General features: G+C 61.8%; 16 protein-coding genes. 11 read left to right on the top strand and 5 right to left on the bottom strand.

Annotation, left to right across the window (positions count from 1 at the left end; all coding sequences use genetic code 11):
• Window positions 1-19 precede the first annotated feature (19 nt).
• The 3 genes from GOQ25_RS08525 (at window position 20) to GOQ25_RS08515 (ending at window position 3,177) form a co-directional block, all read left to right on the top strand.
• The gene (locus GOQ25_RS08525) at window positions 20-1,090 is read left to right on the top strand and encodes an imelysin family protein (protein ID WP_160350039.1); all 1,071 of its coding nucleotides are present in this window, start codon (window positions 20-22) and stop codon (window positions 1,088-1,090) included.
• Complete coding sequence (locus GOQ25_RS08520) at window positions 1,080-2,237, top strand: DUF1513 domain-containing protein (protein ID WP_160350038.1); 1,158 nt, start codon at window positions 1,080-1,082, stop codon at window positions 2,235-2,237. The genes GOQ25_RS08525 and GOQ25_RS08520 overlap by 11 nt, the downstream gene beginning before the upstream one ends.
• Window positions 2,238-2,340: 103 nt before the next feature.
• Window positions 2,341-3,177, top strand: a complete 837-nt coding sequence (locus GOQ25_RS08515; RefSeq protein WP_160350037.1) for a mechanosensitive ion channel family protein — start codon at window positions 2,341-2,343, stop codon at window positions 3,175-3,177.
• 71 nt (window positions 3,178-3,248) lie between these two features.
• Here GOQ25_RS08515 and GOQ25_RS08510 read toward each other — a convergent pair whose 3' ends face one another.
• On the bottom strand, window positions 3,249-4,010 hold the full coding sequence (locus tag GOQ25_RS08510; protein WP_160350036.1) for an IclR family transcriptional regulator: 762 nt from the start codon (window positions 4,008-4,010) through the stop codon (window positions 3,249-3,251).
• Between the two features lie 168 nt (window positions 4,011-4,178).
• Between GOQ25_RS08510 and GOQ25_RS08505 the strand changes: the two genes are divergently transcribed.
• Window positions 4,179-5,171: a tripartite tricarboxylate transporter substrate binding protein gene (locus tag GOQ25_RS08505; RefSeq protein ID WP_160350035.1), complete on the top strand. Its 993-nt coding sequence runs from the start codon at window positions 4,179-4,181 to the stop codon at window positions 5,169-5,171.
• 174 nt (window positions 5,172-5,345) lie between these two features.
• Here the strand turns inward: GOQ25_RS08505 and GOQ25_RS08500 are convergent, their stop codons facing one another.
• Entirely contained in the window at window positions 5,346-6,128 is a 783-nt protein-coding gene (locus GOQ25_RS08500) for an RNA methyltransferase (protein WP_202109378.1), read from the bottom strand.
• 150 nt (window positions 6,129-6,278) lie between these two features.
• On the opposite strand from GOQ25_RS08500, the gene GOQ25_RS08495 reads away from it, so the two are divergent.
• The 3 genes from GOQ25_RS08495 (at window position 6,279) to GOQ25_RS08485 (ending at window position 9,680) form a co-directional block, all read left to right on the top strand.
• Complete coding sequence (locus GOQ25_RS08495) at window positions 6,279-7,061, top strand: inositol monophosphatase family protein (protein ID WP_160350034.1); 783 nt, start codon at window positions 6,279-6,281, stop codon at window positions 7,059-7,061.
• Window positions 7,062-7,208: 147 nt separating this feature from the next.
• Window positions 7,209-8,795, top strand: a complete 1,587-nt coding sequence (locus GOQ25_RS08490) for a TerC family protein (RefSeq protein WP_160350033.1) — start codon at window positions 7,209-7,211, stop codon at window positions 8,793-8,795.
• Window positions 8,796-8,813: 18 nt separating this feature from the next.
• A complete protein-coding gene (locus tag GOQ25_RS08485) occupies window positions 8,814-9,680 on the top strand; it encodes an undecaprenyl-diphosphate phosphatase (protein ID WP_160350032.1) in 867 nt (288 codons plus the stop codon).
• A 139-nt stretch (window positions 9,681-9,819) separates the two neighbouring features.
• On the opposite strand, the gene GOQ25_RS08480 is transcribed toward GOQ25_RS08485, so the two are convergent.
• The 3 genes from GOQ25_RS08480 to GOQ25_RS08470 all read right to left on the bottom strand — a co-directional run bounded on the left by GOQ25_RS08480 (window position 9,820) and on the right by GOQ25_RS08470 (window position 11,826).
• On the bottom strand, window positions 9,820-10,590 hold the full coding sequence (locus tag GOQ25_RS08480; protein ID WP_160350031.1) for a UDP-2,3-diacylglucosamine diphosphatase: 771 nt from the start codon (window positions 10,588-10,590) through the stop codon (window positions 9,820-9,822).
• On the bottom strand, window positions 10,583-11,092 hold the full coding sequence (locus tag GOQ25_RS08475; RefSeq protein ID WP_160350030.1) for a peptidylprolyl isomerase: 510 nt from the start codon (window positions 11,090-11,092) through the stop codon (window positions 10,583-10,585). The genes GOQ25_RS08480 and GOQ25_RS08475 overlap by 8 nt, the downstream gene beginning before the upstream one ends.
• Window positions 11,093-11,220: 128 nt before the next feature.
• The gene (locus tag GOQ25_RS08470) at window positions 11,221-11,826 is read right to left on the bottom strand and encodes a tetratricopeptide repeat protein (protein ID WP_236844334.1); all 606 of its coding nucleotides are present in this window, start codon (window positions 11,824-11,826) and stop codon (window positions 11,221-11,223) included.
• 246 nt (window positions 11,827-12,072) lie between these two features.
• On the opposite strand from GOQ25_RS08470, the gene cysS reads away from it, so the two are divergent.
• The 4 genes from cysS (at window position 12,073) to tilS (ending at window position 16,264) form a co-directional block, all read left to right on the top strand.
• A complete protein-coding gene (gene cysS / locus GOQ25_RS08465; RefSeq protein WP_160350028.1) occupies window positions 12,073-13,536 on the top strand; it encodes a cysteine--tRNA ligase in 1,464 nt (487 codons plus the stop codon).
• A 15-nt stretch (window positions 13,537-13,551) separates the two neighbouring features.
• The gene (locus GOQ25_RS08460) at window positions 13,552-14,196 is read left to right on the top strand and encodes a DNA-3-methyladenine glycosylase (RefSeq protein WP_160350027.1); all 645 of its coding nucleotides are present in this window, start codon (window positions 13,552-13,554) and stop codon (window positions 14,194-14,196) included.
• Between the two features lie 36 nt (window positions 14,197-14,232).
• Complete coding sequence (locus tag GOQ25_RS08455; RefSeq protein ID WP_160350026.1) at window positions 14,233-15,198, top strand: acetyl-CoA carboxylase carboxyltransferase subunit alpha; 966 nt, start codon at window positions 14,233-14,235, stop codon at window positions 15,196-15,198.
• 88 nt (window positions 15,199-15,286) lie between these two features.
• Entirely contained in the window at window positions 15,287-16,264 is a 978-nt protein-coding gene (tilS, locus tag GOQ25_RS08450) for a tRNA lysidine(34) synthetase TilS (protein WP_255448226.1), read from the top strand.
• Window positions 16,265-16,341 lie beyond the last annotated feature (77 nt).

Here is a 16,341-nt window from a genome sequence, read left to right as displayed (position 1 = left end):
GAATCCCAGAGGAGCCAAAATGAAGCTTAAGCAATGGATGGTCGCGGCCCTGGTGGCAACGGCCCCGTGGCCCGCGTTGGCGCAGGTGCCCGCCGATATTGGGCAGCGTCTGGCCGAAGGCTACGCACGACCCGCGACGGTAGCCCTCGCCAATCAGGCAGCAGGCTTGGAAACCGCGCTGAAGACTTGGTGCGATGCCAAGGGGCGTGGCGATGCCAATGCGGTGCGTGAAGCCTTCGCCGGTACCGTCAAGGCTTGGGCGGCGGTGGCGTTCTTGCGGTTTGGCCCGCTCGTGCAGAGCAATCGTTATGAAAAGCTGGCGTTTTGGCCCGATACGCGAGGCGTGATGCCACGCCAGGTTCGTACGTTGCTGGCGGCCGAAGACCCCGCTCTACTCGCGCCCGGTGCGCTGGCCTCGCGCAGTGTCGCCACGCAAGGGCTGCCTGCTTTGGAATTTGTGCTGTACGACAGCCCGGGGCTGATCAAATCGCCCGAGGGTGAGTTCAATGGGTACGCATGCGCTTACGCCGTCGCGGTCGCGGCGAATGTCTCCACGGTGGCCGGCGAGTTGCGTCAGGCGTGGAGCGCTCAAGGCGATTTCGGCAAACAGTTCGTCGCGCCGGGCGCGCATAGCGATCTCTATCGCAACAAACAGGAAGTCGCTGCTGAAGCCATCAAGGCGCTATCCACCGGGTTGCAGTCGGCCCGCGATATCAAGCTGATGCCGATGCTGGGCGCTTCGCCGCAACAGACACGCGAATCGCGCGGCGCTTTTTCGCGCAGTGGCCTGACCGTGCCGGCGCTGGCGGCCGGCGTGAAGGGCCTGCACGATTTCTATAGCGCGGCGGCGTTCCAATACCCCGATGAAGAAGCATGGATAGGGCCGGCGGTCGGTGGCGAACTGGCGCGTGGTGCGCAGGCCTTGGATAAGATCGATGCCCCTCTGGCCACCGTGCTCGACAGCGAGAACGGCTGGCGACAGCTGTCATTGGCGGGCCTGATATTGAAAAACGCGAAAGATATCGTCGACCAGAATCTGGCGCCGGCCTTGGGTATCACCATAGGATTTAATGCCTTAGATGGAGATTGATCGTCGACGCTTTCTGACCTGGGCCGCGTTGACGGCATCCGGGTCTATGGGTTTGGCCGCAACGTCGGCGTGGGCGCAAGTGCAAGGAGCGAGCGCGGACACGCGTTCGGGCGTGCAGGCTCCGGAGACAGGCCGGCTGTATCTGGCTGCGCGCAAAGCGTATGGTCGGTACGAGGCGGTGGTACTGGATGCCCAGGGGCGCGATCAGTACGTGGTGCCTATGCCTGCGCGTGGGCACAGTTTTGCGCTGGATCCGCAGCGCGGTCGCGCGGTGGTGTTCGGGCGGCAGCCTGGGTTTTTTGCCGTGGGGTTCAGCACCAATGGCTCGGCAGAACCCCAGGCCATCGCCGCGGCCGAAGGGCGGCACTTTTTCGGCCATGGCGTCTATTTGCCCGACGGCCAGCGCATGCTGGCCACCGAAAACGATTACGAGGCGGGGCAGGGCGTTCTAGGTATTTACGACGCCTCGCCGGGCGGCGCCTATCGCCGGATCGGCGAATTCTCCACCGGCGGCATCGGGCCGCATGAGGTCGTGTTGCTGCCCGATGGCAAGACCTTGTGCGTGGCCAATGGAGGCATTCTGACGCATCCGGATTACGGCAAGCTCGAGCTGAATCTGGACACGATGCAGCCATCGCTCGCTTATATCGATGCGGGCAATGGGCAGCTGCTCGAACGTGTAGCCTTGCCACCGTCACTGCATCAACTGTCGATCCGCCATCTCGCCTTGGCTGCCGATGGCACGGTTTGGTTTGGCTGTCAGCATATGGGCCCCGCCAGCGAGCGACCGCCGCTCGTGGGGCGACATCGGCGCGGGCAGACGCCGGAGCTCTTCACCGGCCCGGACGAAGTGCTGCGCAACTGTCGGAATTACATAGGCTCGGTGGCGGCCGATCCCACGGGCGAGGTCATTGCCACCAGCAGCCCGGTGGGTAACCAGGTGCTGTATTGGAATGCCGCCGATGGGACATTGAAGGGCGTGACGTCGTTGACTGACGGCTGCGGAGTCGCGCCTTTGGCGCCTGCGCGTTTTCTGGTCAATAGCGGCATGGGCGAACTGGTACAGGCCGGGCCCGAGCAAGAGGCGGCCCCGATTCTGACGCGATCGAGTGATCTGTCCTGGGACAATCATTTCCGGCGTTTGTAATCCCCGCGTATCGCTACGCGCCGTCATCCAGGTCTGATACATTCACTGCCTATTCATTTTTCAGGGCGCACAGACGCGCCTATCTTGAGTCATAGGGCTTGGTATGGATGATTATTTAATCGGCTTGGAAGCAGTGGTGCCACGCTTGGCCGACGGCGTCGTGAACGTTGCCACGGCTTTGCTAATACTAATCGTGGGATGGTGGGTCTCGTCGCTGCTGGGTAGCTGGGTGCGCCGGGTGGCGACCCGCTCGCCACGCATCGACGCCACTATCGTGCCGATGTTTCATACGGTGGTGGTGTGGGCCGTGCGCATCTTCACCGTGATTGCGGTGTTGGCGCGATTTGGCGTACAGACGGCGAGCCTCATCGCCGTGCTGGGCGCGGCTGGTCTGGCGGTGGGTCTGGCGCTGCAGAACACGCTGCAGAATATCGCCGCGGGCATCATGCTGATTATTCTGCGTCCGCTGCGCACGGGGGAATACGTGGCGCTCAGCACCGGGACAGAAGGCACGGTCGTCGAAGTCGGCCTGTTTTTAACCCGTCTGGTCCAAGGCGATGGCATCTATATCACGCTGCCCAATAGCGTGGTGTGGAACGCCACGATCACCAACTACAGCCGCAATACGACGCGCCGGCTGGATCTGCCGGTCACGGTGCACTATGCCGATGATCTGGATGCCGCGATCGCTTGCCTGACGCAGATCGTGCAGGACCATCCCCTGGTGCTGAAGGACCCCGCGCCGCTGGTCAAAGTCACGGAATACAAGGACAACGGCACGGTCGTGAATATCCGTATGTGGAGCGCCACCTCGCAGTATTGGGAACTGCGTTGGGGCCTGTTCCATCAGATTCGCCAGAGCTTGGCCGCGGCGGGTTTCAAACCGCCCGTCCCCGTGCGCGAGATTCAGGCGCCAGGCAAGGAAGACATTGCTGCATAAGACGACGGCACGACCCGATCGCTGTTAATCAGGCCGCCTGGCGACGGGCGGCCTGATTGCTTTCGCTGCCGTTATAAGTTGCGCAGCGACAGGCGCGCGAGTTCCGCCTGTATCCATCCCGCGATTTCGCGCTGGCGCGGTGCCGGCATGCGGTCGATGATAGCGGTTACGCTAATCGCCAATAGCGGTGCGCCCTGAGGATCCAGCAGCGCACAGCCCACGCCGAGCGCGCCGCGCACCGCATGGTTTCCGACCACTGCATACCCGCGCGAACGGGTGTTTTCGATGAGACGCAACATCTCATGTGTTGTCATTCCGCCATACTCGTCTAAATACCCCGAGTTGCGCTGCACAATGCCGTGTGCCACCGCATCCGGCAATGCCGCGAGGATCGCCATGCCGCCCGAGCCGACGCCCAGCGGCTGACGTTTCCCAGCATAAGTCGCCAGGATCTGCACCGGATAGCCGCCGATTTCGCGGTGCAGACTGACCGATTCATCGCCCTCGCGCACCACCAAAAACACCGCATCTCCGGTGCGTTCTGCCAGCCGTTTCAAGCTGGGCATGGCCTGCGCGACGCGCGGGTCGGGATGCGCCGCCTCTGGGACTTTGGCCCATTGGGCGCGGTATTTCTTGGTGCCCGGTATCGGTAGCACCAGCCCCGCATCCATCAGGGCGGCCAGCAATCGGTACACCGTTGGGCGCTGAATCGCGGTTAATCGCGCAATATCGGTGACGCTTAGCCCGCCGGGGCCGTGATCCCTCAATGTGGCCAGTACAGCGAGGCCGCGCCGCAGCGTGCGTGGGCCAGAAGAACTCTCGGAACTCGACATCAGGTACTCAAAAATGTTGCACTGCAATGGAGCGTCGTGCCCCATATTAGCGCATCTATTCGTCCATAGGGTGGACTGTACCTTGCTGGGATGCACCTGGCTAGTACAATTGCCCCGATTCTGCCGATCACAGTGTCCGTCACATGGACGCTTTACAGGAGACACGACATGACAAAATGTCAAAAACCCCGTTTTATTCGCCACGCAGTTACCCTGCTCGCCGGTGTCTTTGGCTCGCTGGCTATCGCCGCCAGTGCCCAAGCGGACTACCCCGATAAGCCCGTCAACATCGTTGTCGGGTTTTCCGCAGGTGGCACCACCGACGTAGTTGCGCGCATCATGGCCAAGGAACTGACTCAGGAATTGGGTCAAACCTTCGTGGTGGAAAATAAGCCGGGCGCTGGCAGCAACATTGCGACGGACTACGTGCGCCGCGCGAAACCCGATGGCTACACGCTGCTGTTTGTGGCGGTGACCAGTGCAATCAACCAGACGCTTTATCGCAACGTGTCGTTCGACCTGACCAAGGATTTCGACGCAGTCGCGCTGGGCGCCAAGGTGCCGAACATTCTCGTGGTCAACCCGGGCGTGCCGGTCAACTCCGTGCAAGAGTTGGTTGAATACGGCAAAGCGAATCCCGGCGTTTTGGCCTTCGCCTCGTCCGGTAGCGGTACGTCCATCCACATGGCCGGAGAGCTATTCAAGATGCGTACGGGCCTGGATGTCCTGCACGTGCCGTACAAAGGCAGCGCCCCGGCCGTGACCGATCTGATCGGCGGTCAAGTGCAATTCATGTTCGACAACATGCCCGCCTCGTGGCCGCACGTGAAGGGCGGCAAGCTCAAGGCGTTGGCCGTCACCACGGCGAACCGCTCCCCGTCGGCTCCGGACCTGCCCACGATGCAAGAACTGGGCTTTGAAAACTTCGACGTGTCGTCGTGGTTCGGTCTGATCGCCCCGGCTGGTACACCGCGCGAAGTGATCGAAAAGCTCAACGCCGCGATGGTCAAGGCGCAGGACAATCCCGAGGTGAAGAAGGCGTTTGAAAGCCTGGGCGCCGTCGGTGAAAAGACCACGCCGGAAGAATTCGCTGCATTCATCAAGTCCGAGGTCGAGAGCTGGGCTCCCGTCGTCAAGGGCTCGGGCGCGCAAGTCGACTAACTCGAGCGCGGCGCGATTTATCGCGTTCTCGGTGTGAATCAGCAGGCGGGCGTCAAGCCCGCCTGTTTTTTTGCCTGGTTGCTTCCGCGGATCGCGTGGTGATTCGAGAAGACCGAAGTGCGAGCGCGCCAAGGCGTCCGCCTGCGCGCAGCCAGCCGGGCGGGTGCCTACCGTCTATTTGGTGGCGCCACGTGCCTTGCGCAGCATGGCGGTACAGACGCCTCTGAGCATGTCGACTTCGTCGCGCGTCAGACCGCTGCGGCTAAACAGATGTCGCATGCGGGGCATCAGTTTTTTGGGATGCGCCGGGTCCAGAAAATCCACCTCGATCAGTGCTTCTTCCCAATGCTTCAAAAACGCCTGCACCGCGGCGCTGGGGGCGGGGGCGGCGCCGGGGTCGGCTTGCTGCGCCGACGAACTCGGCAGCAGAGGCGCGCCTTGCCCGATGAGCAACGCATAACGCATTTCCCACGCGGCCAGCTGCAGGGCTTGCGCGACATTGAGCGAGCTGTACTCCGGATTCGCCGGGATTTGGCAGATACGATGGCACAGCGCGATCTGCGCATTGGTCAACCCCGCGCGTTCGGTGCCCAACACCACGGCCGCGTGGCCAGTGTCGGGACTGGCCAAGTGTTCACGCGTCAGTTCAGCCGCCTGGCGAATATCGCAGGGTGGGGGACCCAGGTCGCGCACGCGCGCGGTCAGCGCGAAACCGAGTGTGACGGGCTCCAGGGCTTCCTCCAGCGTGGCGCAGATGCGGGCGCGATCCAGCACGTCCACCGCGCCGCTGGCCAGCGCGATGGCCTCCGGCTGGCTCGTCATGTCGGGAAATTTCGGCTCGACCAGGACCAGATCCTGAAAGCCCATGGTCTTGATGGCACGCGCCGCCGACCCGACATTTCCGGGGTGGCTGGGCTGTACCATGATGAACTGAACGCGTGAAAATGCTTGAGTCATTTAAAATACCCGGTTTGGCCTAGTGCCATCCTGATTTTTTCGGGGCTTTGCCGAGCGGAATTGGCAGGGCCGCCCCCTGTTTTCGCTCAAAGGGAACTGCCGGAATTCCGGTATTTCCTTTTCTGCTTTACTGCATACGTACGGAATTTTATGCACCCGATGCTCAATATCGCCATCAAGGCGGCCCGGCGTGCCGGCACCATCATTAATCGTGCCAGCCTGGATCTGGATCGAATCAGCGTAGCGCGCAAAGGACCGCGCGATTATGTCACGGATGTGGATCGCGCCGTCGAAGAGGCGATCGTCGAGACCCTGCAAACCGCCTATCCCGATCACGCCGTGCTCGGCGAGGAATTCGGGCTGCAGGGCCCCGACCAGGCCGAATTCCAATGGATTATCGATCCGTTGGACGGCACGACCAACTTTATCCACGGCCTGCCGAACTACGCCGTGTCCATCGCGCTGACGCAGCGCGGTCAGGTCACGCAAGCCGTGGTCTACGATCCGTCGCGCAACGAATTGTTCACCGCCAGCCGTGGTAGCGGCACCTTCCTGAACGACCGCCGCGTGCGCGTGGCAAGCCGTACCCGCTATAGCGAGGCGTTGCTGGGCGCCCACTGGCCGCGTTCGACCGATGCCGACGCCGGCGGTGGCCGTTTCCGTCAAATGACCGAGCATTGCAGCGGTGTGCGCCGCCTGGGTTCGACCGTGTTGGACCTGGCTTACGTGGCCACGGGCCGCTTGGACGGTTTTTGCGGCCTGAAGCTCAAGCCTTGGGACCTCGCCGCAGGCAGCTTGCTGGTGCAAGAAGCCGGTGGTCTGGTTGCCGACCTCGACGGCGAACAAGGCTGGATGGATTCGGGCAACGTTCTTGCGGCCAGCCCGAAGATCTTTGCTCAGATGCTCGCGCATCTGCAGCCCAAGCAGGATTAAGGGCAAGCTAATCAGCGGGTGATTCACCCGCTGGAGGCTGGATTTCGGGGGTATGGCAGGGATTTTCCCCCGATTTGCCGCGATGTCCCCGGCAAAATGCTGTATTTCCATGTACGATTGGCGGTTCCTTAACTTCCGGAGCACTTGATGGAGTGGCTGCAGGACCCCGCCGCGTGGGTCGGCCTGCTGACCCTGGTCGTATTAGAAATCGTCCTGGGGATCGACAACCTACTTTTTATTGCCATTCTGGCTGACAAGCTGCCGCCTGCGCAGCGCGATCGCGCGCGTATCGTCGGACTAAGCCTCGCCCTGGTCATGCGACTGGGTCTCTTGTCAGTGATGTCATGGCTGGTCACTCTCACTGCTCCGCTGTTCTCCGTTGGGCCCGTGACTTTCTCCGGTCGGGATTTGATCCTGATGATCGGAGGCCTGTTCCTGCTCTTCAAGGGCACGCTCGAACTTCACGAACGTATCGAAGGCAAGGCCGCGCTTGTGGCCGGCCCGCGTGTGTACGCGAGCTTCTGGGTCATCGTGACGCAGATTGTCGTGCTCGATGCAGTGTTCTCGCTGGACTCGGTGATTACCGCGGTCGGGATGGTGGACCATCTGGCCATCATGATGATGGCTGTCACCATCGCCATCGGCGTGATGCTGATCGCGTCCAAACCGTTGACCAAGTTCGTCAACGCCCACCCGACAGTCGTGGTGTTGTGTCTGGGCTTTTTGCTGATGATTGGCTTCTCGCTATTGGCGGAGAGCTTTGGCTTTAAGGTGCCCAAGGGCTATCTGTACGCCGCCATTGGCTTCTCGGTCGCTATCGAGGCGTTGAATCAGGTCGCTCGCCGCAACATCCTGCGCCTGGACGCCTCGCGCCCCATGCGGGACCGTACGGCCAGCGCGGTGCTGCGCATGCTGGGCAAACGCCCTCCTGTGGATGTCGAGGACGCCACCGTGCCGGGGCAGCAGCAGGCCGAGGTCGAAGCCTTCGGGGTGGAAGAGCGCAACATGGTTAGCGGTGTATTGACCCTGGCCGAACGCTCTATCCATTCCGTCATGACGCCGCGCACCGATGTGTCCTGGATCAATATCGACGAAGAGCCCGATGTCATCCGCGAGCAGCTGATGGGTACGCCCCACAGTTTCTTCCCGGTGTGCCGGGGTTCGCTGGACGAAGTCATCGGTATCGGCCGCGCCAAGGACCTGGTGGCGGACTTGATCTCGGAACGTCGCATCCGCCGCGATCGTTTGCGCGATCCGATCATCGTGCATGAATCGATCGGCATCCTGCGTCTGATGGACACGCTGAAACGTTCAAAGGGCCAGTTGGTGCTGGTGGCCGATGAATTCGGCGCCATCGAGGGGCTCGTGACACCCATCGACGTGTTTGAAGCCATCGCGGGCGAATTCCCGGACGAGGACGAACAGCCTGACATTTCTCCCATTGAGGACAACATCTGGAAAATCGACGGTGCAGCGGATCTGCATCATGTCGAACAGGTATTGGAAACCGAAGGGCTGGTGGATGAAGCACAGGAATATTCCACGCTGGCCGGTTACCTCCTGGCGCGTTTCGGGCAATTGCCCAAGCCGGGCGATCGCTGCGACAGCGAGGACCTGCATCACCGTTTCCATTTCGAGGTGCTCGAATTAGCCGGCCGTCGCATTGCGTCGGTGCGTGTTGAGCGCACGCCTCTGACGCCCTCGGATGCCGATGCCGATGGCGATAGCCATTAACCCCACCGCGCGCATATTGTGACTGAAAGCACTATTTATCTGATCAAGGCCTTCTTCCTGGGCATTATCGAGGGGCTGACAGAGTTCATTCCGGTGTCCAGCACCGGGCATCTGATCATTCTGGGCGACTTGATTTCGTTCGATTCGGGTTCCGGCAAGGTCTTTGAAGTCGTGATCCAGCTGGGTTCGATTCTGGCCGTGATGTGGATATTTCGGGCGCGGCTATGGCAGTTGATTCGGGGCACGCTCACGGGCAATGCCACCGAGATGGCGTTTACGCGCAATCTCCTGCTGGCGTTTTTCCCGGCGGCGGTGATCGGGGCGATCTTCATCAAGACGATCAAAGGCGTGTTCTATCACCCGGGCGTAGTTGCCGTGACGCTGGTGCTGGGCGGGCTGATTATGCTGTGGGTCGAACGCAAGACGCACCACACGCCGGGCGACAAGCCGGGCGCGGCGGATGATGCCGCATCGGATGAGCGTGCTACGGCCTATACGCTGGAACAGATCTCCTGGAAACAGGCGCTGGGCGTGGGCGTGGCGCAGTGTGTGGCCATGATTCCCGGTGTGTCGCGCTCAGGCGCCACGATCATCGGCGGCATGATCGCCGGCATCCAGCGCAAGACGGCGACCGAGTTCTCGTTTTTCCTCGCCATGCCGACGATGCTGGGCGCGGCGGTATACGACATGTACCGCAACATGGATGTGCTCAGCAGCAATGACCTCTCTGGCATCGCCGTGGGGTTCGTCGCGGCATTCCTGAGCGCGCTGGTCGTCGTGCGCGCCGTATTGCGCTTTGTCGCCAATCACACCTATCGGGTATTTGCCTGGTACCGCATCGCATTGGGTATCGTGGTCGCAATCTGGCTGACAACCAAGATGTAGCGGTAAATAGATGAGGAGGGTGGGACCGTATCGCAGGCCGCGCGCTCGCCTTATTGGACGGATACTCGTCCGATGCCAATAAAAAACGCTGGGTTGCTTTGTCGCAATCCAGCGTTTTTTTTGGGACTTGCATCAGCCGTCAGGCCAGATCCAGATCGTATGGCGCCAGTCCTTCACGATCGATCACCAGCCAACCGCCGCGCGGCGGATTGGCATGGTCGCATTCCCAATCGGGTAGCACCCAGCGTTCGCGCCGGCGTCCGTCGACTTCCAGCACGTGCCGGTCAGGGCGATGGGTGTGTCCATGCACCATGATGTCGACGTCGGCGTCCCTGAACGCCTGTTCGACTGCCTGCGCGTTGACATCCATGATCTCGGCGGATTTCATCTGGTTTGCCGACTGGCTCTCGCCACGCGCCTGCTGCGCCATCGCCATCCTTTCCGGGATGCTCATGGCGAGGAACTGCGCCTGCCACTCGGGATTACGCACCATCGTTCGAAACTGCTGATACGCCGTATCGTCCGTACAGTACTCGTCGCCGTGAGAAAGCAGAATGCGGCCAAAGTCCGTCTCCAGAATCGCGACGTCCGGCAGCATTTTCGCGCCTAGTGCTCCGGCCAGCTCATCGCCCATCAGGAAATCGCGGTTGCCGCGTCCCAGGTACAACGGAATGCGGCTGGCCGTGCGCTGCAATGCCTGCAGCGCGCTCGCCAGCCAGGGCGGGGCAACCTTGATGACGTCATCGCCGATCCAGGCGTCGAAAATATCGCCCGGCAGCAGCAGGGCCGCGGCTTCGTCCGCGGCCGCGTCCAGGAATCCCGTGAACGCTTCGGCCGTGGCCGGCGTCGCGGGACCCAGATGCACATCCGAAGCAACCCAGATCGGGCCCTGCAGTGTCACCTTATTCAACGATTTCGGCCTTTTCGATGATTACATCTTCGGTCGGGACATTCTGGTGAAAACCGCTGTTGCCGGTCTTCACGCCCTTGATCTTGTCCACGACGTCGGTGCCCTCGGTCACCTTGCCAAATACGGCGTAGCCCCAGCCATTCGGCGTGGGTGCGGTGAAGTTCAGGAAATCGTTGTCGGCTACGTTGACGAAGAACTGCGCCGTGGCCGAATGCGGGTCGCTGGTGCGAGCCATGGCGAGCGTGTACTTGTCGTTCTTCAGGCCGTTGTTAGCCTCGTTTTCGATCGGAGCCTGCGTGGGCTTTTGCTTCAGGCCCGGTTCGAAACCGCCGCCTTGGATCATGAAGCCATCGATCACGCGATGGAAGATCGTGCCGTTATAGAAACCATTCTTGACGTAGCTCAGGAAGTTTTCCACGGTCTTGGGCGCTTTTTCCGCATCCAGGGTGATCACGATGTCGCCCTGATTGGTCTGCAGTTTTACGCGGGAAGAGGTGCTCATGGGTGTAGTGCCTTCTGTGGAGGGTGTGGAAGAGGCTGCCGACTGGGCGCTCGCCGCGACCGGCACGATCGCCAGCGCAACACCGCAAGCCGCGATACGCAGCAAATGAAGAGGAGAGTAGCGCGAAATCATCTGTGTTGACTTTCCTTCAGCATGTTTTCGATTTCACGTGCCTTGGTGTTCGTCCCGGGCACGCCTTGTTTTGCCGCATTCTGGTAAGTACGCAGCGCCAGCATGAGCTGGATATCGCCCATGTTGGCGCGGGCTTCGGCGTACTGCGGATCCGCCTGCAGCGCCATTTCGAGGGCGCTTTGAGCCTGATCCAATTCACCTTGCTGCGCATAAAGGACCGCTAGATTGTTCCAGGGTTCCGGCAATTCCGGAAATCGCGTTGTCATGTCGCGGTATATGTCCATCGCCTCAGGCACGCGGTCCAGCGCCGCCAACGCGCGCGCGTGCTGAAACATCAGCTGCACATCCGTGCCGCGCTGCCCCTTGATGGCGGCCTCGCGCTTTTCGATCATTTCCAGCGCTTCTTGCGTCTTGCCGGCGTTGAGCAGGCGCTCGATATGCGCGGCGATCTGCGAGGGCGTGGGGTCCAGGCGCGTATCCACGCCGGGCTTGAGCGCTTCGAGCAGATTGGCCAGCGCCTTCCAGCCGCCCTCGGGGCGCGGCTCGTCGAGCTTGGTGCGCGTCTCGGTGTCGCTATAGGGCAGATTGCCGCCGCCGCCCATGGACTGTCCCAGCGCGCCGCCAACCGGTAGGGCGGCCAGGGCCGCGATGATCAGCGAGGGTCGAAGAAGGCGGTTCAAGGTCACGTGGGGTTCCGTTGAAAAAGGGCAGACCGGCGCGTGGCGAGGCCACTTGCTATACTTGACGACCACCATTTTAGCCCCGGTTGCGTCCACGGTTATTTCGCCGCTGTTACGCCACCCGGCGCAGACTGTACCCCGCTACCCATCGAGGCCTGTTCAAGCGTCATGCTGCACATCTACAACACGTTATCGCGTACGAAAGAACCCTTCAAGCCGGCCCAGCCCGGCCAGGTGCGCATGTACGTCTGCGGCATGACGGTCTACGACTATTGTCATTTGGGTCATGCCCGGATGCTGGTGGCTTTCGATGTGGTGCAGCGCTGGCTGCGCGCCAGCGGCTATGCCGTGGATTACGTGCGCAACATCACGGACATCGACGACAAAATCATCCGCCGGGCCGTGGAAACGAACCGTCGCATCGGCGAGGTCACCGAGTACTACATCGCCGCGATGCACGCCGACGAGCGCGCCTTGGGCGTGCAGCCGCCCGATCGCGAGCCGCGCGCCACGCAATACGTGGCCGACATGCTGGATATCATCAGCAAGCTCGAGGAAAACGGCCTGGCCTATCGCGCCGACGATGGCGACGTGAACTATTCCGTGCGCGGCTTCCCCGGCTATGGCAAGCTCTCCGGCAAGGCGCTGGATGACCTGCGTGCCGGCGAACGCGTGGCGGTCGGCTCGGCCAAGCGGGATCCGCTCGATTTCGTGCTGTGGAAAGCCGCCAAGCCCGAGGAACCCGAAGACACCAAATGGCCATCGGCCTATGGCCTTGGCCGTCCCGGCTGGCACATCGAATGCTCCGCCATGAGCCGCGCGCTGCTGGGTCTACCGCTCGATATCCACGGTGGTGGTCCGGATTTGAAGTTTCCTCATCACGAGAACGAAATCGCCCAGACCGAGGGCGCCTTCGGCGGGGTGCTGGCCAATGTCTGGATGCACTGCGGCCCGCTCATGGTCGACTCGGACAAGATGTCCAAGTCGCTCGGCAATTTCCGCACGATCCGCCAGACCATCGCCCAGGGCGAACCGGCCGCGAATCAGTCCGATTATGCGGTGAATCCGCGCGAAGCCGAGATGCTGCGCTTTTTCATCGTGCGCAACCACTATCGCAGCCCGCAGAACTACACCCCCGACAATCTCGTCGATGCGCAAAACGCGCTCGACCGCTTGTATCAGGCCTTGCTCAACGTCGCGCCCGACGAGAGCGCCGTCGATTGGGAGTCGCCGCAAGCGCAGGCCTTCAAGGCCGCGATGGATGACGATTTCAATACCTCGGGTGCGTTGGCAGCCTTGTTCGAACTCGCCACCGAAGCCAACCGCAGCCGTAGCGCCGCAGCAGCCGGGCAGCTCAAGGCCCTGGCTGGTGTTTTGGGTCTGTTGCAACAGGACCCGGCCGATTATTTCCGCTGCGCGACCCGCTATTCCGCCGCCAGTCTCGGCCAAGGTGCGTCTGCCGCTGGCGGTGCGCTGGACGATGCGGAGATCGACGCCCTGGTCGCCGCGAGGTCGGCGGCGAAACAGGCGAAAAATTTCGCCGAGGCGGACCGTATCCGCACTCAGTTGCGCGACGCGGGGATCGAACTCGATGACAAGCCGGGCGGCATCACGCAATGGCGTCGCGCCTGAGGACGCTGGACCATCATGCCTAGTCCAGAAATCGTTGTCGCCAAACCCGATTATTGGGAAGAGGCCGTCGCACATCTGATGCGACGTGACCGCATTCTCAAGAAAATCATCCCGCAGCATGGCGACACCTGGCTGACCAAGCGCAGCACGCCGTTTGTCACCCTGGCGCGTGCCATCTTGGGACAGCAGATTTCCACAAAGGCGGCGGATTCGCTCTGGGAGCGATTCCTGGACACTGTCGGCCGTCGCCCTACGCCGGCTGGCGTGCTGGACGTCGGCTTGGCGGGATTACGCGAGGCAGGCTTGCCTCAGCGTAAATGTGAGTACGTACAAGATCTGGCCACGCATTTCGCCGAGCGTCGGGTCCACCCCGAGAAGTGGACCTCGATGGACGACGAGAGCGTGGTCTCTGAATTGGTCGCCATTCGTGGCATCGGCCGGTGGACGGCCGAAATGTTTCTGATCTTTCATCTGCAGCGACCCGACGTGCTGCCGTTGGATGATCTGGGCCTGCTTAAGGCAATCTCGTTACACTACTTCAGCGGCGAGCCCGTTTCGCGGTTCGAGGCCAGAGAGGTCTCGTCCGCGTGGCAGCCTTGGCGTACCGTGGCGACCTGGTACCTGTGGCGCAGCCTCGAATCGAACCCGGTTCAGGACTGACGCATCACCCGGCACCCCATATCGGAACCCTACTTCATGCGCAATACTTTCCTTGAATTTGAACAACCGCTGGCTGAGCTCGAGAACAAAATCGAGCAGTTGCGTTATGTGCAGGCTGACTCCGCCGTCGACATTTCCGACGAAATCAGCCGCCTGCAACAGAAAAGCCAAACGCTGGCCAAGGAAATCTACGGCAAGCTGACGCCGTGGCAGACCGCTCTGGTGGCCCGTCATCCGCAGCGCCCTTACACCCTGGATTACGTTCGCGAGATCTTTACCGATTACCACGAACTGCATGGTGATCGTCAGTACGCCGACGATCAGTCGATCGTGGGCGGCTTGGCCCGTTTCAACGGCGAGTCCTGCATGGTCATCGGCCACCAAAAGGGTCGCGACACCAAGGAACGCGCTGCGCGCAACTTTGGCATGCCGCGTCCAGAGGGTTATCGCAAGGCCCTGCGCCTGATGCGTTTGGCGGAAAAGTTCAAGCTGCCGATCTTCACCTTTGTCGACACCCCGGGCGCGTATCCCGGCGTGGGCGCCGAAGAGCGCGGTCAGTCGGAAGCGATCGGGCACAACATCTATGCCATGGCCGAACTCAAGGTGCCCATCATTACCACGATCATCGGCGAGGGTGGCTCTGGTGGCGCGCTCGCGATCGCCGTGGGGAATGCGGTGTTGATGTTGCAATACGCGACCTACTCGGTGATATCGCCCGAGGGCTGCGCCTCGATCTTGTGGCGTAGCGCTGATAAGGCCTCGGAGGCTGCCGAGGCCTTGGCCATCACCGCGCCGCGCTTAAAGGACCTCGGTCTTATTGACCGCGTGGTCAATGAGCCTGTCGGTGGCGCACATCGCGACCCGCGCGTGATGGCGCGCCTGCTGCGTCGAGCGTTGGGAGACGCCTTGCGTCAGTTCCACGGTATGACGCCTGAACAGTTGGTCGAACAGCGCGTGCAGCGCCTGTTGTCCTACGGCAAATTCCAAGAAGTCCGCGCCTGAGGCGGCAGTGTTTCCTCAACCGGATTTAATCGCAGCCTTGCGCCGTGGGTGGCCAGGCGCGGTTGAATCTGCGGGGGAGAAGTCCACACTGCATCTTGCTGCTGATTCGATTCCGTCGGGTGAATGTGTCGCCGTTGCCACCAGCGGAGGAGCCGATTCCGCCATGCTGGCCGCGCATGCCAGCCTCATCGCACGCGAACGCGGCGCGCCGATCATCTTGTTCCATGTCCACCACGGTTTGCAGGTGGCTGCAGATGGCTGGGCCGATCATGTGCAGGCATTGGGCAAGACACTCGGTGTGCGGGTGGCCACCGCTTATGCTCAAGTCGAAAACGATTCTGGGCTGGGCATAGAAGCCGCCGCCCGGGATGCGCGTTATTCGGCGTTAAGCGAATTGGCGCAGCGCCATGACGTTCGCCATATTCTTCTCGCCCACCATCAGAACGATCAGGCAGAAACCGTGCTGTTGCGCCTGCTGCGAGGCACCGGGCCGGAGGGGATGGCCGCTATGGCACCCTCTATGCAGCGCGATGGCATTACTTACCATCGCCCTTGGTTGGATCAAAGTCGCGCGCGCATTTTGCAGGCCGCGCAGGCCTTTGCTCAACAATATCTGTGGCACGCCGTTCAAGATCCTACCAACGCGGACCCGCGATATACACGCGCGGCGGTGCGTGAATTGCTTACGCCCGTGTTGGATGTACGGTGGCCTGGCTGGCAGAAGCGCTTGTCCAGCCACGCTCGTCATGCCGCGGAATCGAACAGCATTCTCGACGAAGTCGCGCAAAGCGATTTCGCAGGCCTGCAGCCATCGCCGGATGGCATCAGTTTTTCCCTGGCACAGTGGCGCAGCCTGTCGCCTGCACGGCAGTCGTTGGCGCTGCGTTATTGGCTGCGCCGCAATGGCGCGCGCATGCCGACCGAGGCGCGCCTGGCAGACTTGTTGCGCCAGCTACGGCAGCTCCATAGCCTTGGTCACGACCGGCACATGAAAGTCGCTCATGGCGACCATGTCGTGCAGTGTCATCGCGGACGTGTCTGGATTGAGCCTCGCACCGACGCTTGAGCGTTAGCGCCCTCGGCGCGAGCCTGCATTGCGGGCGGGAGTAGGGCGGGCCAGCGCTAGTGTGCGGTCTCCGGCAT

The organism is Bordetella sp. 15P40C-2, assembly GCF_009763235.1.
In the GTDB taxonomy this organism is placed as follows: Bacteria; Pseudomonadota; Gammaproteobacteria; order Burkholderiales; family Burkholderiaceae_B; genus Bordetella_A.
The sequence above is the reverse complement of the archived record's forward strand: the minus strand, read 5'-3'. Positions and strand labels throughout refer to the sequence as shown.